At 61.4% G+C, this 21705-nt stretch carries 16 protein-coding genes and 1 pseudogene; 9 read left to right on the top strand and 8 right to left on the bottom strand.

The window, feature by feature from the left end; all coding sequences use genetic code 11:
• Nucleotides 1–154: 154 nt before the first annotated feature.
• The 3 genes from B5526_RS20815 to B5526_RS20805 all read left to right on the top strand — a co-directional run bounded on the left by B5526_RS20815 (nucleotide 155) and on the right by B5526_RS20805 (nucleotide 2754).
• On the top strand, nucleotides 155–865 hold the full coding sequence (locus B5526_RS20815; protein ID WP_172842077.1) for a TetR/AcrR family transcriptional regulator: 711 nt from the start codon (nucleotides 155–157) through the stop codon (nucleotides 863–865).
• Nucleotides 866–985: 120 nt separating this feature from the next.
• Entirely contained in the window at nucleotides 986–2092 is a 1107-nt protein-coding gene (locus tag B5526_RS20810; protein WP_079541131.1) for an MBL fold metallo-hydrolase, read from the top strand.
• 14 nt (nucleotides 2093–2106) lie between these two features.
• Nucleotides 2107–2754: an SCO family protein gene (locus B5526_RS20805; protein WP_244562013.1), complete on the top strand. Its 648-nt coding sequence runs from the start codon at nucleotides 2107–2109 to the stop codon at nucleotides 2752–2754.
• A 188-nt stretch (nucleotides 2755–2942) separates the two neighbouring features.
• Here B5526_RS20805 and B5526_RS20800 read toward each other — a convergent pair whose 3' ends face one another.
• Nucleotides 2943–4058, bottom strand: coding sequence for a hypothetical protein (locus tag B5526_RS20800; protein ID WP_079541129.1), 1116 nt, complete (start codon nucleotides 4056–4058; stop codon nucleotides 2943–2945).
• Entirely contained in the window at nucleotides 4058–5494 is a 1437-nt protein-coding gene (locus B5526_RS20795) for an MBOAT family O-acyltransferase (protein ID WP_079541127.1), read from the bottom strand. Before B5526_RS20795 ends, B5526_RS20800 begins: the two co-directional genes overlap by 1 nt.
• Nucleotides 5495–5760: 266 nt before the next feature.
• On the opposite strand from B5526_RS20795, the gene B5526_RS20790 reads away from it, so the two are divergent.
• Nucleotides 5761–7908, top strand: a complete 2148-nt coding sequence (locus tag B5526_RS20790; protein ID WP_079541125.1) for a S9 family peptidase — start codon at nucleotides 5761–5763, stop codon at nucleotides 7906–7908.
• Nucleotides 7909–8092: 184 nt separating this feature from the next.
• On the opposite strand, the gene B5526_RS20785 is transcribed toward B5526_RS20790, so the two are convergent.
• Together B5526_RS20785 and araD are read right to left on the bottom strand one after the other, a co-directional pair.
• Entirely contained in the window at nucleotides 8093–8812 is a 720-nt protein-coding gene (locus B5526_RS20785) for a ribonuclease activity regulator RraA (protein ID WP_079545147.1), read from the bottom strand.
• Between the two features lie 126 nt (nucleotides 8813–8938).
• On the bottom strand, nucleotides 8939–10678 hold the full coding sequence (gene araD / locus B5526_RS20780; protein WP_079541123.1) for an L-arabinonate dehydratase: 1740 nt from the start codon (nucleotides 10676–10678) through the stop codon (nucleotides 8939–8941).
• Nucleotides 10679–10988: 310 nt separating this feature from the next.
• On the opposite strand from araD, the gene B5526_RS20775 reads away from it, so the two are divergent.
• The 5 genes and pseudogenes from B5526_RS20775 (at nucleotide 10989) to B5526_RS20760 (ending at nucleotide 18783) form a co-directional block, all read left to right on the top strand.
• Nucleotides 10989–11423 (top strand): response regulator, encoded by a 435-nt coding sequence (locus tag B5526_RS20775; RefSeq protein WP_079541121.1) that lies wholly within the window; start codon nucleotides 10989–10991, stop codon nucleotides 11421–11423.
• Nucleotides 11424–11493: 70 nt separating this feature from the next.
• Nucleotides 11494–15003: a PAS domain S-box protein gene (locus tag B5526_RS20770; RefSeq protein ID WP_079545146.1), complete on the top strand. Its 3510-nt coding sequence runs from the start codon at nucleotides 11494–11496 to the stop codon at nucleotides 15001–15003.
• A gap of 572 nt (nucleotides 15004–15575) precedes the next feature.
• Nucleotides 15576–15914, top strand: a pseudogene (locus B5526_RS39050) (DUF4118 domain-containing protein); the annotation flags it as partial.
• Nucleotides 15900–17063 carry a sensor histidine kinase gene (locus B5526_RS20765; protein WP_283807635.1) on the top strand — a complete coding sequence of 388 codons (1164 nt, stop codon included), beginning with the start codon at nucleotides 15900–15902 and terminating at the stop codon, nucleotides 17061–17063. The pseudogene B5526_RS39050 and the gene B5526_RS20765, both read left to right, overlap by 15 nt.
• A 199-nt stretch (nucleotides 17064–17262) precedes the next feature.
• Entirely contained in the window at nucleotides 17263–18783 is a 1521-nt protein-coding gene (locus tag B5526_RS20760) for a CYTH and CHAD domain-containing protein (protein WP_172842075.1), read from the top strand.
• A gap of 67 nt (nucleotides 18784–18850) precedes the next feature.
• Here the strand turns inward: B5526_RS20760 and B5526_RS20755 are convergent, their stop codons facing one another.
• The 4 genes from B5526_RS20755 to B5526_RS20740 all read right to left on the bottom strand — a co-directional run bounded on the left by B5526_RS20755 (nucleotide 18851) and on the right by B5526_RS20740 (nucleotide 21465).
• Nucleotides 18851–19486 (bottom strand): response regulator transcription factor, encoded by a 636-nt coding sequence (locus tag B5526_RS20755; protein ID WP_079541115.1) that lies wholly within the window; start codon nucleotides 19484–19486, stop codon nucleotides 18851–18853.
• Between the two features lie 246 nt (nucleotides 19487–19732).
• Complete coding sequence (locus B5526_RS20750) at nucleotides 19733–20059, bottom strand: pilus assembly protein PilZ (protein ID WP_079541113.1); 327 nt, start codon at nucleotides 20057–20059, stop codon at nucleotides 19733–19735.
• 3 nt (nucleotides 20060–20062) lie between these two features.
• Nucleotides 20063–20944, bottom strand: coding sequence for a CheR family methyltransferase (locus tag B5526_RS20745; protein WP_079541111.1), 882 nt, complete (start codon nucleotides 20942–20944; stop codon nucleotides 20063–20065).
• Between the two features lie 137 nt (nucleotides 20945–21081).
• Nucleotides 21082–21465, bottom strand: a complete 384-nt coding sequence (locus B5526_RS20740) for a response regulator (protein ID WP_079541110.1) — start codon at nucleotides 21463–21465, stop codon at nucleotides 21082–21084.
• Between the last annotated feature and the right edge of the window lie 240 nt (nucleotides 21466–21705).

The raw sequence follows: 21705 nt of genomic DNA, 5'->3' as shown, positions 1-21705 counted from the left end.
TTTGCTATATAACGCGCGTCGAATACCCGAAGCAAGATATGAACGAAACGGTATCGTTCTTTTCACGGGATTGTGTTAGAAGCTAAGTGAGACGCCGCGCCGGGCGGCTTCGCCGGACGCAGCCTGCACAATTTGCACACTGAGGATGATGGAAATGGCCAGGATTTCAGCACGGACTTCAGCAAAAAAAGCGCGTTCCGTGGCGCGGGCGCCCGGGCGGTCTGGCCGCCCACCCAACGAACTCGCGGGCGAGGTCGAGGAGCGCATCCTCGATGCTGCCCGCAAAGTGTTTCTCGATCGCGGATTTGAAGGCGCGAGTATCGAAGAGATCGCCGAGGTTGCGCGCTCAGGCAAGCCGACGATCTATGCGCGGTTCCACGACAAGAAGGGGCTCTTTACTGCCGCGGTCACCAAGTACGTCATCGCCAAGCAGGCTCAGCTTGAGAATCATTCGCCCTCCGGCACAACGATTGATGAGCGCCTGGCAAGCATTGGCGTGATCGTCCTGCAAGAAGCTTTGACGCCGGAGTGGATCAGCTTGCTACGCTTGTCCATCGCCGAGGCACGCCGCTTTCCGGATCTCGGGGGCAGCGTGATCCGCATAATGCGCGAGCGGGGCACTGAGATCATGATGCGGCTATTGGCCGAGGTGGCAGAATCCAGTGAGGTTGAGACTTTCCCGGCATTAGGTCCCGGCCGGCTCGCGATGACGGCGCGATATTTCATCGATTTGATCCTGCTACCGCAGGTCCTGCGTGCCTTGTCGGGCGAGGATATAGAGACCCTGCATGCCGAGATCGGTCCCCATGTCTTGCAAAGGGTAGCTTTCTTTCTTAGCGCATGCCGGAATGGCGGCATCGCGTGATCGGCTGGGCCGATGTTGCGTCGGCCTTTGATATTCGTTGACACCAGGGTGGAACGGCCCTGTAATCCAGATTTCAAACTTCGTCGAGATGACGCTCAATTTAACCGATGAGAGCATCCCATGACCGATTTCAATCGACGAGATACATTGAAGATGTCCGCCGGTTTCGCGCTGGCGGCGGCGGCCGGTGGATTTTCCTGCATCGAGATGGCCAAGGCGGGTCCCATCGACGTGCCGACGATCGACAAGCTCAGCGTTCGCGTTCTGGTCGACGGCGCGAGCGATATCTTCTTCAAGCCTCAGGAGGTGAACGGCGTGAAGATCGAGCCCGGCCGCTCCGCGGATTCGCTGCGGCCGCTGCATAGCGAATGGGGACTCTCGTTGCTGCTGGAGCCGCAGCGCGGCGATGAAAAGCGTACCTTCCTGCTGGACTATGGCTGGACGCCCGAGGTCATCAACGACAACATGGAGTTGCTGAAGGTCGACCCCTCGAAGATCGAGACGCTTATCCTGAGTCATGGCCATTTCGATCACTGGGGCGGTCTGCTCGGGTTTCTCGCCAAGCACCGCAAGGATCTGCCTGCGGACCTTACGATGTATGCCGGTGGCGAGGATAATTTCTGCCAGCGTTACGCCCGCGCCGGCCAGAGCGAACTGAGTAACTTCGGGATGCTCGACCGCCGCGATCTGGCCAAGCAGAACGTCAAGCTTGTGCTGTGCGAGTCGCCCGTCGTCATCGGCGGGCAGGCCTTCACCACGGGCAAGATTACGCGCAGCAGCATCGAGAAGGTGCTTCCGAATACGATGGTGGAGTTCAAGCTCAAGGACGGCGCCGGATGCAACGCGAGCCACTATCTGCCGGCCGAAATGGAAGGCAAGATCGTGCCCGACGAGCACATCCATGAGCACGCGACCTGCTTCAATCTGAAAGACAAGGGCCTGATCGTCATCAGTTCGTGCGGCCACGTCGGTATCGTGAACTCGGTGCGGCAGGCGATGGAGGTATCGGGCGTCTCAAAGATACATGCCATCATGGGCGGCTTTCATCTCGGACCGGCGCCGGCAGATTACCTGACGCAGGTCGTCAGCGAGATCGGCAAGTTGAACCCGGATGCTCTGATTCCGATGCATTGCAGCGGACTGAATTTCACCCAGGAAGCGCAGCGTCAGATGCCGGGCAAGGTTTTGACGACGACGACCGGCAGCCGCATCAGTTTTGGCATTTGATCCGGGACGAGGTCGTGGCGGGGTCGAGGGCGTGCGCGCTGCTTGTCGTCGCGTCCGTGTTTATTTGCGGCCTGACGGCCGCGGCAGAGCAGCCGTCGACTGCGCAGCCTTCGATCGCGCAGCCTTTGATCGCGCAGCCCTCGGCCGCGCAGATGATGGACGATTTGATGTATGGCCGCGGGTCGGTTGGCGGGCCGTTCACGCTGACCGACCAGACCGGCAGCAAGCGGAGCGACACCGAATTCCGCGGCAAGCTGATGATCGTCTATTTCGGCTATACGTATTGCCCCGACGTGTGCCCAGCCGACCTGATGGCGATCACCCAGGCGCTCGACGCTCTAGGTGCGGCCGCCGAAGGTATCCAGCCGATTTTCATCACGATCGACCCGGAGCGCGACACCAAAGGACTGGCGGACTATGTTGCGGCGTTCCATCACAGCCTGATCGGCTTGACCGGCTCACCGGACGAGATTCGAAAGGTGGCCAACGCATACAAGGCGTTTTACGCGAAAGTGCCGGACGAGCGGACGGGCGAATACTCGATCGACCACGCCGGCGTTATTTACCTGATGGGCCGCGACGGCGAATATTTGGGGTTCATGCCTCCGCAGACCAATCCCGATCGCTTGACGGAGGTATTGCGCAAGTATCTCGGGAGGTAGCCGATGTTTTGGTTTCAGCGCCGGCGCGCGGTTGCGTGATTAATCTGCCGAAACCCATCAACACGTCGTCCCGGCCTTGAGCCGGGACCCAGACGCCGCGGCCTCTCGTTCGGGCAGGATGGCTGCCGGCTTCGTAACAATAAGCGCCGGTGGTTGTGGGTCCCCGCTTTCGCAGGGACGATCGATGGTTACCGCTCGATATTCTCCACCCGATACGCCTCGATCTGCGCCTTCAGCCGCTCGAGCGACGCCGTCGGCGCTGCGGGGTCGACGAGATATTTTTTCTCCGCCAGCATGGCAAGCACCTTCAGATCGACCGTCGGCGAATGGTGAATGACGTCGGCGTAATTGCGCAAATCGTGGGTGATCTCCTTGGCCTCGCGAAAATCATACAGACTGGCGTTGGGAAATTGTGCCAGCCGGTTGGCGGCATAGGTGGTGAAATCATAGACGATCTTCAATGTCGCCGGCGAGCCATCGCGCATCGCTACCCATTGCAGCATCGAATAGGGCGGGAAATAAATGTCGAACTTCACGTCCGGATGGCTCGCGATCAGGCTGACCGCATCGCGCTCGAAATTCCGGACCATCGCGGCATAGTCGTAACCGGCGGCGAGATATGCCCGGCGCGCGGGGGCGGTGATAGTCGTGAACGAGGTGACCGCCTTTTTGGCGTTGTAGGCAGCGGAGACGTCGACATCGGGCCGCAGGATGTTGATGTCATCGGCGTTCGCGATCGGAAACTTGAACAGCACGCCGTTCGTCAGCCGCGCAACAATTTTTTCAAGCGGTTTTAGCGATCCCGCCAGCATCCACAGCGACTCGCGCGCCATCGCGCCGCTGAACAGATATCCCGCGACACCCCTGAGATCGCGCCGGTAGAGTTCGGCGGGAAGATAGATGTCGTGGTCGATGTCCGGCGCATCGCCGAAAATCCAGTCGTCCATTTGCCAGATCACGCGCTTCGGATGGCGCTCGAGCGCGGTCGCAATCACGAAACTCTGCTCGTGGGAATTCGAGCCGGTCATGGCGAGCTTCAGGGAATGCGTGCCGAGCAGCCGGTCGATGTCGCTTTGCTTGAAGTGAATGGCAAGCGAGGTGCCCATGAACACCGTATCGAAATCCTGGCTCCGGATCAGGCCGGCGTTCTGCATCCGGCTGTCGGTCGAATACATCGGATGATAAAAGCGTGCGGGGCGGAACAGCTGCAAGGGATCGACGACGAAATTGAGCGCGACCGCCGCGAGCATGATGAGCACGCTGGCACAGAGAAACTGCAGCAGATTTTTAGACGCCGTACTCATCAAAACCTGAAATAAATGAATTCGCTGTGCTGCTGAATTCCGAGAATCCCGAAGGCCAGCACCGCCGCGGCTGCATACAGGAAGAGGGGACGCAGCCGCCAACGATAAAACCCCTCGCCTACCGTTCGCGCCTCGTGATCGTAGCCCATGATCTCCTGCGTATTCGGGGCAAACCAGGCAAGCGCGGCGTAGACGACGACGAAGGCGGCGTAGGCGATTTCGCCGCGGCCGAAAGCGATATGCGTCGGATCGACCATGTGAGACAGGATGGACAGCGCCGATGACACGCTGTCGGCGCGGAAGAACACCCAGGCGACCACGACCGACAGAAACGTCAGAACGAACCCGGCGAAATTAGCGACACGCCCAAAACGCGGCGCCATCGCCGGACCAAAATTGTTCCAGGCGTGGTTGATGCAGAGATAGAGGCCGTGCAGGACGCCCCAGATTACAAAGGTCCATGCCGCGCCGTGCCAGAGGCCGCCGAGCGCCATCGTCACCATCAAATTGACATAGCGCAGCACGGAGCCATGCCGGTTGCCGCCGAGCGGGATATAGAGATAGTCGCGCAGGAAGCGCGACAGCGTCATATGCCAGCGCCGCCAGAAATCGATGATGCTGGTCGCCTTGTAGGGCGAGTTGAAATTGAGCGGCAGGAAGATGCCGAACATCAGGGAAATTCCGATCGCCATATCGGAATAGCCGGAGAAATCGAAATAGAGCTGGAACGTATAGGCCAGCGCGCCGATCCAGGCCTGGTCGAACGACGGCGGCGCCGGGCCGAACGCCTGCGCGACCAGCGGCTGGATGCCGTCGGCGAGACAGCTCTTCTTGAACAGGCCGATGGCGAAAATAATCAGGCCGCACAGGATCAGATGCGGATTCGGCCGCTTTGATTCCACGCGCTCGAATTGCGGGATCATATCCCGGTGGTGCAGGATCGGCCCGGCTATCAAATGCGGGAAATAAGTGACGAACAGCGCATAATGCGGCAGTGCGTAATGCGCGACCTTGCCGCGATAGGCGTCGACCAGGAACGCGATCTGCGTAAACGTATAGAAGGAAATTCCAACCGGAAGCAGGATGTTGACCGTGAACCCGGTGGCCAAGACCGCATTGAAATTGGCGGCCAAGAAGCCTGCATATTTGAAAATGCCGAGCACCAGAAGATCGCCGGCGACCCCAACCGTCAGCACCGCAAATCGCGCCCCGGCGTGCAGCGATCGGGAGATCAACAGCCACCCGATCAGGTAATTGAATGCGACCGACGCCAGCAATAGTGGCACGAACTGCCAGTTGCTCACGGCGTAGAAAGACAGCGACGCCAGCGCCAGCCAGATTACGGGCGCGAGATTGCCGAGCCGGCCGAGCGCGAAATAGCCGATCAGGACGACCGGCAGGAACAAAAAAATGAACGGGTAGGAGTTGAAAAGCATAGGTTTACTCGGGCGGGCCGAAAAGCCTAACCATACAACCGGCCGATCAACAAGCCGGGTGGGAGCCGGTCCAAAACCACTGATTTAACCCCTCATGGTGAGGAGGCGCCTTTGCGCCGTCTCGAACCATGCGGCCCGCGGCCCATCCTTCGAGACGCGGCGAAGACGCCGCTCCTCAGGATAAGGTCCCGCAAGCGGCGGGCATGGTGGCGGCAGATCTCGCAATCCGCTAAATCGCACCGATATGGGGATTGGGACGAGCGGCCATGCCGGCTGATGTCGAACAAGGATTTCAGGTGACCGAACCGATCAAGAGAAAACACCCCCTGCCCGCGCCTGTGGCGCCGCGCCGACCGCATTCGTTCACGAGGCACGGCATCACGGTGGTCGACGACTATGCCTGGCTGAAGGATCCCAATTGGCAGGACGTGCTGCGCGACCCCTCGGTCCTCGACGGCGATATCCGTAACTACCTCGAAGCCGAAAACGCTTACACCGAGGGCCTGCTCGGCCACACCGCGCCGTTGCAGAAGACGCTGGTCGGCGAGATGCGCGGACGGATCAAGGAGGACGATTCCAGCGTGCCCGCGCCCGACGGGCCCTATGCTTATTTTCGCAAATTCCGCGAGGGCGGCCAGCATGAGATGTTCGGCCGCATGCCGCGCCATGGCAGCGAGACCGAGATCGTGCTCGACGGCGATGCGCTGGCGGCCAACCACGAGTATTTCAAGTTCGGCGGCGCGCGGCATTCGCCGGATCACCGGCTGCAAGCCTGGAGCGCCGATCTCAAGGGTTCGGAATATTTTGCCATTCGCGTGCGCGACTGGGCGAGCAAAGAAGATCTCGACGACGTCGTCGAGGAAACCGACGGCGCGGTGGTGTGGAGCGCGGACAGCAAAAGCTTTTTTTATGTCAAGCTCGACGACAACCACCGCCCGATGCAGGTCTGGCTTCATCGCCTGGGGACACAGCAGAAGCACGACGTCCTGGTTTACGAGGAGAAAGATCCGGGCTGGTTCACCCATCTGCATGAAAGCACCAGCGGCCGTTTCTGCGTGATCGCCGGCGGCGACCACGAAACATCCGAGCAGCGGCTGATCGATCTCGCCAATCCCGATGCGCCGCCGCGCCTGGTGGCGGCCCGCGAAAACGGCGTGCAATATTCGGTCGCCGACCGCGGCGATGAACTTTTTATTCTTACCAACGCCGACGACGCCATCGACTTCAAGATCGTCACCACCCCGATCGCTGCGCCCGATTGCGTCAACTGGCGCGATTACATTCCGCATCGCGAGGGTGTCTATATCATCGACATCGAGCTCTATGCCGGCCATCTGGTGCGGCTGGAGCGCGCCAACGCGTTGCCCGCCATCATCATCCGCGATCTCGCATCAAGCGAGGAGCACGCCATCGCCTTCGACGAGACGGCGTATTCGCTGGACACCATGGGCGGCTATGAGTTCGACACCACCAATTTGCGGTTTTCCTATTCGTCGATGACGACGCCGTCGGAAGTCTATGATTACGACATGGCGAGCCGGACGCGGATTTTGCGCAAGCGCCAGGACATTCCGTCCGGCCATAACCCCGCCGACTACGTCACCACCCGCATCATGGCGAAATCGCACGACGGCGCGCAAGTGCCGGTGTCGATCCTTCACCGTAAAGACTTGCTGCGCGACGGACGCGCGCCGCTTCTGCTGTACGGCTACGGCTCCTACGGCATGGCGATGCCGGCGTCGTTCTCGGCCAACCGGCTGTCGCTGGTCGACCGCGGTTTTGTCTACGCGATCGCCCACATCAGGGGCGGCACCGACAAGGGCTGGGGCTGGTATCTCGACGGCAAGCGCGAGAAGAAGACCAACAGTTTTGATGATTTTGCGGCGTCCGCTCGCGCCCTGATCGAGACAAAATATACCGGCGCAAAACGCATCGTCGGCCATGGCGGCAGCGCCGGCGGCATGCTGATGGGGGCAGTCGCCAACCGTGCCGGAGAATTGTTCGCCGGCATTGTCGCGGAAGTGCCGTTCGTCGACGTGCTCAACACCATGCTCGACGATACTTTGCCGCTGACGCCGCCGGAATGGCCGGAATGGGGCAACCCGATCGAAAACGAAAAGGATTTTAGGACCATCCTGTCCTATTCGCCTTACGACAACGTCGCCGCAAAGGATTATCCGGCGATCCTCGCAATGGGCGGATTGACCGATCCGCGCGTCACCTATTGGGAACCCGCCAAATGGATCGCGCGATTGCGCGCCGCCATCCGCGGCGGCGGCCCGGTATTGCTCCGCACCAACATGGGCGCCGGCCACGGCGGCGCGTCGGGGCGCTTCAACCGACTAGACGAAGTCGCGATCGCCTATGCATTTGCGTTGTGGGCGGTGGGGATAGCGGACAAGGGCGAGGTGTGAGTTACTGATCGCCCCGCATGCGCCGCCCTTCTCCCTCGCCCCGCTCTTTCGCGGGGAGAGGGTTGGGGTGAGGGGCCTGTCCGCGAATTCTGAAAGTGAAGTATGCGCGGTGAGTCCCCCTCACCCGAAATTCGCTGCCGCGAATTTCGACCTCTCCCCGCAAGCGGGGAGAGGTTAGGAAACACTACCTTCCCGCCTTCTTCCGCCACGCCGCGAAATCGGTCAGCGTCTGCTCGTCGGTCGCCGGATAGAGCCCAAAAATCGAACGGCCTCGTTTCACCTCTTCGGTGACAAAATCCTCGAACGCCGTCATCTCGAAGGCTTCATTGGCGATCTCATCCGCAAGATGCGCGGGGATCACGATCACGCCGTCGGCGTCTCCCAGGATGACGTCGCCGGGAAACACCGGCGCGTCGCCGCAGCCGATCGGGACGTTGATCTCGATCGCCTGATGCAAAGTGAGATTGGTCGGCGCGCTCGGCCGGTGGTGATAGGCGGGGAAACCAAGTTTGGCGATTTCGGCCGAATCGCGAAATCCGCCGTCGGTGATCACGCCGGCAACGCCGCGCTGCATCAGCCGCGTCACCAGGATCGCGCCGGCGGACGCGGCGCGGGCGTCCTTGCGGCTGTCCATCACCAGCACCGCACCGGGCGGACAATCTTCGATCGCCTTGCGCTGCGGATGGGCGCGGTCGCGAAACACCTCGAGCTTGTTGAGATCTTCGCGCGCGGGCATGTAGCGCAAGGTGAAGGCCTCGCCCACCAGAACAGGCTGATCGGCATGAAGCGGATGGACGTCCTGAATCATCTGGATGCGAAAGCCGCGCTTGAACAGCGCGGTGGCGACCGTTGCGGTGGAGACGGTCTTTAGTTTGTTGCGGGTTAAGTCGCTGAGTTTTGTCATGGTCTTCATCCCAGGTGTTCGTCATTCCGCGATGGTCCGAAGGACCAGACCTCAGATGCGCAATTGCGCATCGGGGAATCTCGAGATTCCGGGTTCGCGCTTCGCGCGCCCCGGAATGACGAGGGGTCAATAAATCGACGGCTCGCCGACCGGCGCGCCGAATCCGGTTTCGAGAAAATCGAAATCGCAACCTTCATTGGCCTGCTTGATGTGCCTGGTGAACATCCAGCCATAGCCGCGCTCGAAACGGCGCTCGGGTTGCTTCCATTCGGCCCGGCGTCTTGCCAGTTCCGCCTCAGGAACATCGAGATTGATGCTGCGCGCGGCGACGTCGAGCGTGATGCGGTCGCCGTTCCTAACCAGCGCGAGCGGCCCGCCGACAAAGGATTCCGGTGAGACATGCAGGATACAGGCGCCGTAGCTCGTGCCGCTCATGCGCGCATCCGACAGCCGTACCATGTCGCGCACGCCCTGCTTTACTAGTTTGGTGGGGATCGGCAGCATGCCCCATTCCGGCATGCCCGGCCCGCCTTGCGGCCCGGCATTGCGCAGGATCAGCACATGGTCGGCCGTCACGTCGAGATCGGGATCGTCGATCGCCTTCTTCATTGATGGGTAGTCGTCGAACACCAGCGCCGGCCCGGTATGTCTGAGGAAGCGCGGCTCGCAGGCCGAAGGTTTTATCACGCAGCCGTCCGGAGCAAGGTTGCCCTTGAGCACCGCGAGTGCGCCTTCGGCATAGATCGGATTTTTCACCGTGCGGATGACGTCGTCATTGTAGACTTCGGCCGTCGCGATATTTTCGCCGAGCGCTTTGCCGGTCACGGTCATGCAATCGAGATGCAGATGTTCCCTGATCCGGCTCATCAAGCCCGGCAATCCCCCGGCATAGAAAAAATCCTCCATCAGATATTTGTCGCCGCTCGGCCGGACATTGGCGATGACAGGCACCTTGCGGCTCGCAATTTCGAAATCGGCGAGGCTGATGTCCTGGCCGGCGCGGCGCGCCTGCGCGATCAGATGGATGATCGCATTGGTCGAGCAGCCCATCGCCATCGCCACGACAATCGCGTTCTCGAACGCCTTTCGGGTCTGGATCTTTTGCGGCGTCAGGTCTTCCCAGACCATCTCGACAATGCGGCGGCCCGTCTCCGAGCTCATGCGGATATGGCCGGCGTCGGCGGCGGGAATCGAGGACGCGCCGGGCAGCGTCATGCCGATCGCCTCGGCGATCGCGGTCATGGTGGACGCCGTTCCCATGGTCATGCAGGTGCCGTAGCTGCGGGCGATGCCGGCCTCGACATCGACCCAGTCCTTGTCGGAGATTTTCCCGGCCCGCCGCTCGTCCCAATATTTCCAGGCGTCGGAACCGGAACCCAGCGTCTTGCCCTTCCAATTGCCGCGCAGCATGGGGCCTGCCGGCAGATAGATCGCCGGCAAATTCATGCTGGTGGCGCCCAACAGCAGCGCCGGCGTGGTCTTGTCGCAGCCGCCCATCAGCACCACGCCGTCGACAGGATGGCCGCGCAACAGTTCCTCGGCGTCCATCGCCAGCATGTTGCGATACAGCATGGTGGTCGGCTTGAGCAGCGATTCCGACAAAGACAGCGCCGGCAATTCCAGCGGGAAGCCGCCGGCCATCAGCACACCGCGCTTGACGTCGTCGACGCGGCTCTTGAAATGCATGTGGCAGGGCTGCGCGTCCGACCAGGTATTGAGGATCGCGATCAGGGGGCGGTCCTTCCACTCCTCCGGCGCATAGCCCATCTGCATGGCGCGGGAGCGATGGCCGAAGGCGCGCAGATCGTCGGGCGCAAACCAGCGCGCGCTGCGCAGCGTTTCCTTGGTCTTTTTCTGGCCGGTCATTTTGCTACCTGTCGGGAACCCGTCAAGGTCATCTCACAGGCAGTTCTCAAGACGCAAGCCCCGCTTAATCATCTCATCATTTTGAGCAGCCGCAACGCGCAATTTTCTTGCATCCCGCGAACGCACGGCGAATCATTCGCCCCAGGGGCAGGTCTTGTAACGTCTGCCCGATACCGTGCATAGAGGCGTTCGAAAACATCCGCTTTTTCAACAACCTCGCGGTCGGAGGCTTGAGGAAATGCTTGCGCTACACAGACAACGGTTTCACAACCCAGCATTGACCTAAATTCATATTCGCGGGGCGCTGGCGGTGGCAAGAATTCTGATCGTCGATGATGACAGCGCGGTGCGGGCGACCATCCAGATTTTGCTGGAACGGGCCGGACACGACGTGGTCGTCGCCAGTGACGGCCGCAAGGGGCTTGTGATCTTCGAGGCTGGAAATTTCGATCTGTTGCTGCTCGATATCTTCATGCCGGGAATGGACGGGCTGGAAACCATGCGGCTGATCCATGCGCAGCAGCCGCTAATCCCGATCATCGTGATCTCGGGGCGGCCGATTACGCCCGATCCGGCGGCCGGTCCGGATTTCCTGGCGATGGCGACCAAGCTTGGCGCGATCTCGAGCCTGCAAAAGCCCTTCAAGCCGGCCGCGCTGTTGGCGGCGGTTGCGGGTTGTCTTGAGGCCGCGAAGCGTTCATCGTCGGCGCCCATCCAGGCCGGGGATATTGCCTCCGGTCCATGATGGCGAGCCTGCGTCACCCGTTTGCCGGGCTTGCGTGCTGGGGCTGCACGGAAGTGGCGCGAAAGCAAAGATGACGCTGACAACCAGGCTAGCCGTCGCGATGATCTTGCTGGTTGCGATCGCAGTCACCGCGGTCGGATGGCTGAGCTATCGCAACATCCAACAGGCGCTGCTGCCACGTATCCTCGAGCGCATCGAGGCGCATTCGAGCCTGGTTGCCACCGACCTGCAATCCTATGTGCGCGGCGCGCGCGGCGACATTGCAGGCTTTCGCGCCGCCGCCGCACTGAACGGGTTGATCCGGGCGCGTCTCGCCGGCGGCATCGATCCGGTCGACGGTCTTTCCGAAAAAGCCTGGCACGACCGATTCGCGCAGCGCCTGCTGGCCGAACTCGCAGCCAAGCCGGCCTACGCGCAGTTTCGGATCATCGGCATCGAGGACGGCGGGCGCGAGATCATTCGTGTCGATCGTTCCGGCCCGAACCAGACCATCCGGCTGGTTCCCGACGCGGAGCTGCAGCGCAAGGGCGACCGCGGCTACTTCAAAGACACAATCCGCCTGCCTGCCAATGAAACCTACGTTTCCGCACTCGACCTCAATCAAGAGCACGGCGCTATCGAAGTACCCCACGTGCCGACCTTGCGCGTCAGCACCCCGCTGATGGGACCCGACGGCAAGCCATTCGGCATCGCCGTCATCAACATCGACATGCGGCCGGCGTTCGACCGGGTCCGCTCGGCGATGCGGCAAGGCGGCGAGATCTACGTCGTCAACAAGCGCGGCGATTATCTCGTTCACCCCAATCGGGCGCGTGAATTCGGCTCGGAGCTGGGCACGCCGACCAATTGGCAGAAAGACTTCCCCGACCTGGCGTCGGCGCTTGGGGCGTCGGAGGGCCTCGCGCGTATCGTCCCGGATCAAACCGGAAAGCTGGGCGGCGAAGCGCTCGAGCCCGCGCGGCTGGCCGGCAGCGAATGGGTCGGCGTCCTCGAGACCTTTCCGAGCGCCGTCTTCGCGGCGCCGGCCGCGGCCATCCTCAACAGTTCGGTACAGGTGGGACTGATCGCGATGTTGTTTGCCGCCGCGCTGGCGGTGTTGTTCGCCAAGTCGCTGGTGCGGCCGATCAGTCGATTGACGGCGGCAGTCGAAGGCGTCGGCCGCAACGACAAGGTCGCGATCCCGGTCGAGGCGACCGGCGAGACCGGCGTGCTGGCGCGGGCGTTTGCGCGGGTGATAGGTGAAGCGACGTCGAAGACCGCAGCGCTGGAACGCGAGGTCCAGGAACATCGCCGCACCGAAGCCGCGCGCGACCACTTTGCCGCGCGCGAGCGCCTGTTCAGTGCCGCCGTGGAATCCTCCAGCGACGCCATCATCACCAAATCGCTCGACGGAACGATCACTGGGTGGAACCCGGCCGCTGAACGCGTGTTCGGATACAGCGCGGACGAAGCTGTCGGCAAAAACATCCAACTGATCGTGCCGCCCGATCGCAAGGAAGAGGTCAACGACATCCTGCGCCGGATCGGCTGGGGCGAAAGGATCGAGCACAACGAGACCGTGCGGTTGCGCAAGGATGGCCGTACGGTAGAGGTTTCGCTCAGCATCTCTCCGATCAGGAATTCGTCAGGGGCGATCATCGGCGCATCGAAGATCGCCCGCGATATTACCGAAAACAAAAGTGCGCAGCGGGCGCTGCGCCAGCAGATCGAGGAACGCCACCGGATCTTCGAGACTTCGCAGGATCTGATCCTGGTCACCGATCCCAAGGGCATTCTGGTCCAGGTGAGCCCCAGCTCCGAACCCATCCTGGGATATTTGCCGGAGGAAATGATCGGGCGCAGCGCGCTCGAATTCACCTACAGCGAGGACCTCGACAACGCCCGCGACGAAGTGCGCGCGGAACGGCGCGGGCAACATACGCGTAACTTCAATTCGCGCTGCGTCCATAAGGACGGCCGTATCGTGATGCTGTCGTGGATGGGGGTATGGTCCGAGCCGGTGAAGCGGTTCTTCTATATCGGCCGCGACATGACCGAGAGCCAGTTGGCGCAGGAAACGTTGCGCGAAAGCGAACGACAGGCACGCGGCATCATCGATACCGCGCTCGACGCCTTTGTCCAGATCGACCAGAGCGGCCGCATCCTGGACTGGAACACGCAGGCGGAAGTTATTTTCGGGTGGCCGCGCCGAGACGCCCTTGGCAAGGACTTCATTGAATTGCTTATCGGAGAAGCCGATCGTGAGGTGCTTAGAGCGGGCTTGGCGCGCTTCCTGGGATCGGGACGAGACCAAATCCTGCAACGCCGCCGCGAAATCATGGTCCGAAGCCGCGATGGCAGAGAGTTCAGGGCCGAGTTGAGCGCGACTGCGGTGAAAACGCGCGAGGGCTTTGTTTTAAACGGCTTCGTGCGTGATCTCACCGACAAGATCGCGGCGGAGGACAGGATACGGCAGGCCGAGAAGATGGAAGCCCTCGGCCAGCTCACCGGCGGCATCGCGCATGATTTCAACAATATCCTGACCGTCATCACCGGCACGATCGAAATTCTGGCCGACGCGGTCGCCAAAGAGCCGCAACTCGCCGCCATCACCAAGATGATCGACGAAGCAGCAGCCCGCGGCGCCGATCTCACCCAGCATCTGCTCGCCTTCGCCCGCAAGCAGCCGCTGCAGCCGCGCGAGACCGATATCAACACGCTGATCATCGATACCGCCAACTTGCTGCGGCCGACGCTCGGCGAGCATATCGAGATCGAGTCCGCCTTCGAAGACGAAACATGCGTCGCGACCGTCGATCCCAATCAGCTTGCCACCGCGCTTCTCAATCTCGCGCTCAACGCCCGCGACGCCATGCCGAACGGCGGCAAGCTCATCCTCGAGACCGGCTCGACCTACCTCGATGAGAATTATGCCAATCTGCACGGCGACGTGCGGCCCGGCCGCTATGCGCTGATTGCCGTGAGCGACACCGGAATCGGCATCCCGGCGGCGATCCTCGACAAGGTGTTCAACCCGTTCTTTACATCGAAGGGCCCCGGCAAGGGCACCGGCCTCGGGCTGAGCATGGTCTACGGCTTCGTCAAGCAATCAGCCGGCCACATCAAGATTTACAGCGAGGAGGGCCACGGCACGACGATCAAGATGTACCTGCCGCCGGGCACCGGCGCGGCGATCGCGTCCGAGACCGCCTTTGTCTCGGCCGTTCAAGGCGGGCACGAGCGAATTCTGGTCGTCGAGGACGACAAGCTGGTGCGCGACTATGTGCTGACGCAACTGCACTCGCTGGGCTATGCGACGCTGGACGCGGCCAATGCGACGGAGGCGCTTGGCCTTGTCGAGGCGGGCCATGATTTCGACCTGCTCTTCACCGACGTGATCATGCCGGGCGCCATGAACGGCCGCCAGCTCGCCACCGAACTGCAAAACTGCAAGCCTGGGCTAAAGGTGCTGTTCACCTCGGGCTACACTGAAAACGCGATTATCCATCACGGCCGGCTCGACACCGGCGTCCTGTTATTGGCAAAGCCTTACCGCAAATCGGATCTGGCCCGCATGATCCGAAAGGCGCTTGCGAGTTAGTGCCGCGCGATCCAGCGCTGATCGCGCATAGACGTTGGCGGACGTCCGCTTTGGTGCGCATTGCAGGCCTAAGTCGGACATAGCGCGAGGTCTGAAAAGTGGCCATTAACGGACTCATTCACCGCAGCAATTACCAGGCCTATTCGATCACCTCATCGCCGCGACGTTAGAGTATGTCGCGTAAGATCGCAGCAGATGGCGAGCCGACTTACGCGGTCGTCCCCACCGCGACTCCGACCTCGGGCGAGAGTGACAAACTTGCGGACAGTTCCCCAAGGGCTATCCCGCCGATGAGCGAGGCTGATCGGCGCTCGGGAACTTTTCGATCTTGGGTCCATTGGGCCCGATTGACCCGTCAATCCGCGCCGCGGCAGCGGAAGCCGGTCGCGCCGTTCTTGAGCAATCGCGGGCCGAACAACCGAAAGGGTCCCCCCGGATCCTGATTCAGATCTTCCACCGAAAAGACCGGCGATGTAGCATCTTGTTGAGTTTGCCTCAGAGCACGGCGCGTTCGCGGCGTTATCCGCCTCCCACGATCGTGAGAGTTAGTTCAGGGCGGCTTGGTATCCGAGATGAAGGTTCACTGGTCGCCTCAATGGACCTGGGTCGCTCAATGCGGCTTAGGCGGCCTTGGGCTGATGTCGACGACCTTCGTCTGCTTCCGGCTTGGATTCGACGTTGCCGCGGCGGGCTTTGCATATGTGATCCTCATCGCGCTGATTTCGGTCCTTGGCAGCTTAAGCGCATCGATCGTTCTCTCGATCGCTTCCGCGGCATGCCTGAACTATTTCTTCACGCAGCCATTGTTCGAATTTCGCATAGACTCTCCGCAGGACGTTGTGGCCATAGCAGCCTTTACGACGACGTCGCTCATTGTGACGGCTCTCACCACGGCGGTGCGCAGGTCGGCGAAGGCCGCTGAGGCGTCGCAACAAGCGTTGATCGATACGATTCCTGCGTCGGTCTGGATCGCCCTTCCGGATGGCTCGCGTGAGTTCTATAAGCGAAGCTGGCAGGAATTTTCGGCAGCGGACTCGCCTGGCCACGAGGTCGCCATGCTTCATCCCGACGACCGCGAATACGTCGTCGAGAAATGGCGCTCGGCGGTCGCAACGGGCGAGGAGTTCGAAGTCGAGGCGCGCGTGCGGACCGCCACGGGCGAATATCGCGCCATGCTGGTCCGCGCCGCCCCGTTGCGCGACGAGAAGGGCCACGTCGTCAAGTGGTATGGAGTGAGTACCGATATCGAGGACCTCCGGCGCGCTGTGGAAGCGCTCCGCGAGAGCGAGGAGACCTTGCGCTCGGCGCAGGCGGACCTCGCGCACGTCAATCGGGTCGCAACGATGGGACAGCTGACGGCCTCGATCGCCCATGAAGTGAACCAGCCGATCGCCGCGACGGTCATGAACGCTGAGGCTGCCTTGCGCTGGCTGGGCGCTCAACCGCCCAATCTCGAGAAGGTTCGCGGCGCCCTCGGCCTTATCGTTGAGGACGGCAAGCGAGCCAGCAATGTCGTCGGCGGGATCCGGGCCCTCATCAAGAAGGTGCCGCCGCGGCAGGTTTGTCTGGACATCAACGAGGCGATCCGCGAGGTGATTGCCCTGACTCGTGGCGAAGCGGTAAAGACGGGCGTCTCGGTGCAGATGGAACTCGCGGACGGCTTGCCGCTCATTTACGGCGATCGGGTCCAACTACAACAAGTGATCCTGAACTTGATCATCAACGCTATTGAAGCCATGAGCGGCGTCGCCGAGACACCCCGCGCATTGCTGATCAGCACCGGGCAAGCCGAGCCGGGCGGCGTGCTCGTCGCCGTGCGAGATTCGGGTCCGGGACTGGATCCGGCGAGCCTTGAGTACCTCTTCAGTGCATTCTTCACCACCAAATCCAGTGGCATGGGTATGGGACTCTCGATCTGCCGTTCGATCATCGAGGCGCACGACGGGCAGCTGTGCGCCTCCGCGAATGAACCGCGCGGCGCCGTGTTTCAGTTCACCCTGCCTCTACAACGAGACGAGACCCTTCCCGCCGACCACGCCGGCCCCATGCCGACGGTATGAGGCTGCAGGTCCGGGAGAGAAACGAGAGCCCCGTTCTCGGCGGCGCCGGATGTCCCTGTTGTTATCGCCTTCCGCGCGGAACGTCGGACAGTCAGCGAAAACACCAGAATTGGTTCGAACTTTCGACCGGGTTAATGTCTGGTCCGGGAACCTGAGCCGCCCTCCATTCTTTATCGGATGGAGGCAAGCGGAGAAAACCATGGGCACCGAAGTCGAACTCAAGCTCGCTACGTCGCGGAGCGCGCTGCGCAAGGCCATGGCGCTGCCTTGGCTGAGGAAAATGTCCGGCGACACGGTGAAGCATCAACACCTGATTTCGGTTTATTTCGATACTCCAAAATTGACGCTGCGAGATCATGGCGTGAGTTTGCGGGTGCGAAGGGTCGGCGACCGGCAGCTCCAAACGATCAAGGCCGTTTCCGGGGCCCTCGTCACCCGGGACGAATGGGAGCAGAACATCGAAGGAGATCAGCCGAAACTGGAGCTGGCAGGCAAAACCGCGCTGGCCCCGCTTCTAAGCGGCAAGATCAAGGATCAACTTCAACCCGTCTTCGAAACCGACGTCGACCGCATCACGATGCTTGTGCGCACCGGTGACAGTGAGATCGAACTTGCGTTCGATACTGGTCGTATCAATACGGCCGATGATCATGCCGAGATCAGCGAGATCGAGATTGAACTTAAGCACGGCGAACGCCACGGCGTGGCCATGCTTGCGAAGCGCTTGGCACGAAGCGTTCCGGTCACCTATGAGCCAAGCTCCAAGTCGGAGCGGGGCTACGCCCTTGTCGAAGGCTCTCTGGATGCGCCGGTATTCGCCAGACCGATCTCCATTCAGCCTTCCGCGACGGCAGAGGAGGCGTTCGTCGCTATCGGATTCGAATGCCTGCGGCATTTCGCTGCCAACCAGACCGCCGTCCGCCACGGCGATCCGGAGGGTATCCACCAAATGCGTGTCGGATTGAGGAGGCTCCGCGCGGCGCTGTCGCTGTTCAAGCAAATGCTGCAGGGATCGGACTTCCGCAAGCTGAAGGGCGAGCTTGTGTGGCTGACCGAGCAGCTTGGCCCGGCGCGCGATTACGATGTCCTGGTGTCGAATACCCTTGTTCCGCTGCGATCGAGCCATCGTGACGCGCAGGAGTTCGCAGCCCTGGAAAGCGAGCTTGACCACCAGCGCGAAGCGGCCCTGGCGGCTGCCAAGGCAGCAGTGGAAAGCCAAAGGTTTCGCGGGCTTCTGCTTGATACCGCGCTGCGGCTGTTCGACGGCGATTGGCACAACAACCCCGATGCCCTTGAAACTTCCCTTCGGAAGCAGCCGATCGAAGGGGTCGCAAAACAAGAGCTCACGCGGCGGATGCGCAAGATTGCCAAAAGAGCTCGCGACCTGAGAACGATGGATCCGCGGCGGAGGCATAAGGTCAGGATCGCCGTCAAGAAGCTGCGATATGCCCGGGAATTCTTCCAAAGCTTGATGCCGGACGACCATGGCAGGCGGGCGTCGCGCAAAATCGACCACGCACTCAAAGACTTGCAGAGCGCGCTTGGTTGCCTGAACGACATGACGGTGCATTCGAGATTGGCGCATAGAATGGCGCGCATCAACTCCGCAACTCGCAAGGCTTACGCCATCGGCTATCTGACCGGCCAAGAGGACGCCCGGTCACGGAGAATTTATTCCAAGGCCATCCAGACCGGGAAGCGGTTGAGGCATGCGATCTGAACCGACAAACAAAGTCCGTTCGAGAGGCTAGTCCCCTGCCTTCGCAGGACGGCCGCGGACGCCGCGCTCACGAATGGCGCTGCGCCGTCATCACGATCCGGATCAGGTCGGCGGCATTGCGGGCGCCGAGCTTTTTCATGATATTGGCGCGGTGATCTTCGATGGTGCGGGGGCTGATTCCAAGGTGGCGTCCGGCCTCCTTGTTGGAGGCGCCGGCGGTGAATTGCTCCAGCACTTCGCGTTCGCGCCGCGTCAACGGTTCCTTGCCGGGGAAATGCAGCGTTGCGATGTTCGAGGCGGTGTCCTCCGCCTGCCGGCGGACAAAGGCCCCGATTGCTTCGTCCAGCCGGGCCACGATTTCGCTGCCCCGAAACGGCTTTTCGATGAAGTCCAGCGCACCGCTCTTGATGGCTTCGACCGCCATGGCGATATCGCCCTGGCCTGAGATCATGAAGATCGGCGCCGGATAATCCTCGCCGTGAAGCTCTTTGAGAATATCGAGACCGGATTTGCCGGGAATATGCACGTCGAGCAGGATGCAGGAGGGGGTCCGGCTTCGCGCCACCGCCAGCAGCGCTGCGCCGTCGGCGAAGCAGATGACCTTATAGCCTCCCGCCGACAAAACCATCGAGAGGGTTTCGCGGACGGCGGGATCGTCGTCGACTACGAAAATCTCGCCCCGGGAGGGTAAATTCTCGTCCATATGCCACCGTCCGTCGAAGGTGAAAAATGACACGCACTCGCCGAACGGAACCGCCAACGGAACCGCCTTGGCACAGATTCGACGTGCTCATATTTGTACGGGACCCCGACTTAACGCACAAGTAGCGGTAGGGCGTTACGCCCTGCTATGTCGAGGCGAATGCAGCGTTGAATGGCGCCGGCTCGGGTCTCGGCGCAACCCTGCGCTTCTCTTTCAAAGTGTCGACAGCCGACCGGCGCGATGCAATCAGCCGCCGATCAGGGCTTCGTGATTGATTGCGCCGCCCGGCCGCTTTTTCTTGTGCTTTCCCTTGAGAAACTGGACGTCGATTTCGGTGCCGTTGACGCGAACGAGTTCGCAGCGGCGATAGGCCAGGCCGGTCGACGACAGCAGCAGAAAAAACTCCTTGAGATTGAGACCCTGGATGGAGCCCTCGACGGTAAGCACGGCATCGTTGTCCGAAATGGCGTTGAGCAGGCAGTCGCGGCGCCACGTTCCGTCAATACCCATGATGCAGACGCCATATCCGCGGCTGAAGGTGACACGTTCCGGTGCCTTGGCGTCGTCCGACATCGCTCAAAGCGCCCCGATCGCGACGGCCCTCGGCATCGCCGCGGCAACGGCCGGGATCCTTGCCGGGGCCGCGCGCACGACATTGGGCCGATAGAGACCGCGCCGCTCCGGATAGGGTTTGAAGGCCTCGGTCAGCCCGACCACGGTTTCCGCGGCACCGAGCGCGAGGAAGCCGTCCGGCTCGGTCGCTTTGGCGAGGCGATTGAAGATGTTGATCTTGGTATCCTGATCGAAATAGATCAGGACGTTGCGGCAGAAGATCACGTCAAAAACCCCGAGTGGGGAAAAATCGTGCAGAAGATTGAGCTGCCGGTGCGCAACCATCGCGCGAATGTCGGGGTTGATCTGCCAGAGCTCTCCGGTCTGCTTGAAATATTTGACCAGCAGCTGGATCGGCAAGCCGCGCTGCACCTCGAATTGGCTGTAGATGCCCGCTCGCGATTTCTCCAGCACTTCCTGCGAAAGGTCGGTCGCGAGGATTTCGACCCGAAAGCCTGCGATCGCGGCGCCCATTTCCTTCAGGCACATCGCCAGCGAATATGGTTCCTGGCCGGTCGAGCCGGCGGCGCACCAGATCCGCATGCTCTTGCGGCCGGCGCGCGCCTGCAGAATTTCGGGCATGACCGTATTGCGAAAGTGCTCGAACGGAACCTTGTCGCGAAAGAAGAAGGTCTCGTTGGTGGTCATGGCCTCGACCACCTGGGTGGTGAGGCCGGCTGATCCACCCTTCATCTTCTGCACAAGCTCGCCGATGTCGGACAGGCCGGCTTTCCGCGAAAGCGGAAGCAGCCGGCTTTCGATCAGATATTGCTTGTCCGAAGACAGATCGAGGCCGGAATGATCCTTCAGGAGTTTGCGCAAATATTCGTAGTCGGGCGGGGTCATCGGCGGCCTCCCTCAACGAATTGCGACGATCCCAGGTTGGTATCGCCAGGCGATACGTGTCGAGAATTTCCCGCGGCAGCTCTCTCAGCACTCATATCTCGACCTTACTCATACACAACAAAACGGAAAAAAGCGGATTAGACCGGCGCGCCGAATTGGACCAAGCCGACTTCCTGGAACTTCGCGGTGACGATGTCCTTGTCGAACGGCTTCATGATGTATTCGTTGGCGCCGGCCTGGATCGCGCGCGCGATATGGTCGATGCCGTTTTCGGTGGTGCAGAACACCACTTTGGGCTGGTCGCCGCCGGGCATGCGGCGCAGAGCGCCGAGGAATTCATAGCCGTCCATGACCGGCATGTTCCAGTCGAGCAGGATGGCATCGGGCAGCCCGCGCTTGCAGACTTCCAAGGCCTTCTCGCCGTCCTCGGCTTCGATGATTTCGAAATCCATCTCTTCCAGGATGCGCCGTGCGATTTTCCGGATGACGCTGGAGTCATCGACGACAAGACATGTTCTCATTTCAGTCTTCTCCCAACTGGCGCCTTGCGATGCCATTCGGATCATGCGATCGACCGTCGACCGCGGATCGCGTCGGACCTCCGGAAGGCGCCGACCGCTCAGGGGCTTGCCGGCTGCGCGTGCCGGAAAGCGGCTGTGCCACCGACATAACCAGCGCAGAAAGCGATGCCGGCCACGTCACCCAAAACGATTGGACGGAGTTCCTTCCCTGCAACCGATAGCCTTTATGCTTTCACATTC

This window comes from Bradyrhizobium lablabi (assembly GCF_900141755.1).
Classification (GTDB): Bacteria; Pseudomonadota; Alphaproteobacteria; order Rhizobiales; family Xanthobacteraceae; genus Bradyrhizobium; species Bradyrhizobium lablabi_A.
Note: the sequence above shows the minus strand (reverse complement) of the source record. Positions and strands in the feature narration are given on the sequence as shown.

Bases quoted from the DNA above. Each gene is read 5' to 3' on its own strand.
- B5526_RS20795 (WP_079541127.1), bottom strand. From the start codon at position 5,494: ATGCTTTTCAACTCCTACCCGTTCATTTTTTTGTTCCTGCCGGTCGTC.
- B5526_RS20810 (WP_079541131.1), top strand. From the start codon at position 986: ATGACCGATTTCAATCGACGAGATACATTGAAGATGTCCGCCGGTTTC.
- B5526_RS20750 (WP_079541113.1), bottom strand. From the start codon at position 20,059: ATGTCGGACGACGCCAAGGCACCGGAACGTGTCACCTTCAGCCGCGGA.
- B5526_RS20745 (WP_079541111.1), bottom strand. From the start codon at position 20,944: ATGACCCCGCCCGACTACGAATATTTGCGCAAACTCCTGAAGGATCAT.
- B5526_RS20755 (WP_079541115.1), bottom strand. From the start codon at position 19,486: ATGGACGAGAATTTACCCTCCCGGGGCGAGATTTTCGTAGTCGACGAC.
- B5526_RS20785 (WP_079545147.1), bottom strand. From the start codon at position 8,812: ATGACAAAACTCAGCGACTTAACCCGCAACAAACTAAAGACCGTCTCC.
- B5526_RS20790 (WP_079541125.1), top strand. From the start codon at position 5,761: ATGCCGGCTGATGTCGAACAAGGATTTCAGGTGACCGAACCGATCAAG.
- B5526_RS20770 (WP_079545146.1), top strand. From the start codon at position 11,494: ATGACGCTGACAACCAGGCTAGCCGTCGCGATGATCTTGCTGGTTGCG.
- araD (WP_079541123.1), bottom strand. From the start codon at position 10,678: ATGACCGGCCAGAAAAAGACCAAGGAAACGCTGCGCAGCGCGCGCTGG.
- B5526_RS20760 (WP_172842075.1), top strand. From the start codon at position 17,263: ATGGGCACCGAAGTCGAACTCAAGCTCGCTACGTCGCGGAGCGCGCTG.
- B5526_RS20800 (WP_079541129.1), bottom strand. From the start codon at position 4,058: ATGAGTACGGCGTCTAAAAATCTGCTGCAGTTTCTCTGTGCCAGCGTG.
- B5526_RS20815 (WP_172842077.1), top strand. From the start codon at position 155: ATGGCCAGGATTTCAGCACGGACTTCAGCAAAAAAAGCGCGTTCCGTG.
- B5526_RS20740 (WP_079541110.1), bottom strand. From the start codon at position 21,465: ATGAGAACATGTCTTGTCGTCGATGACTCCAGCGTCATCCGGAAAATC.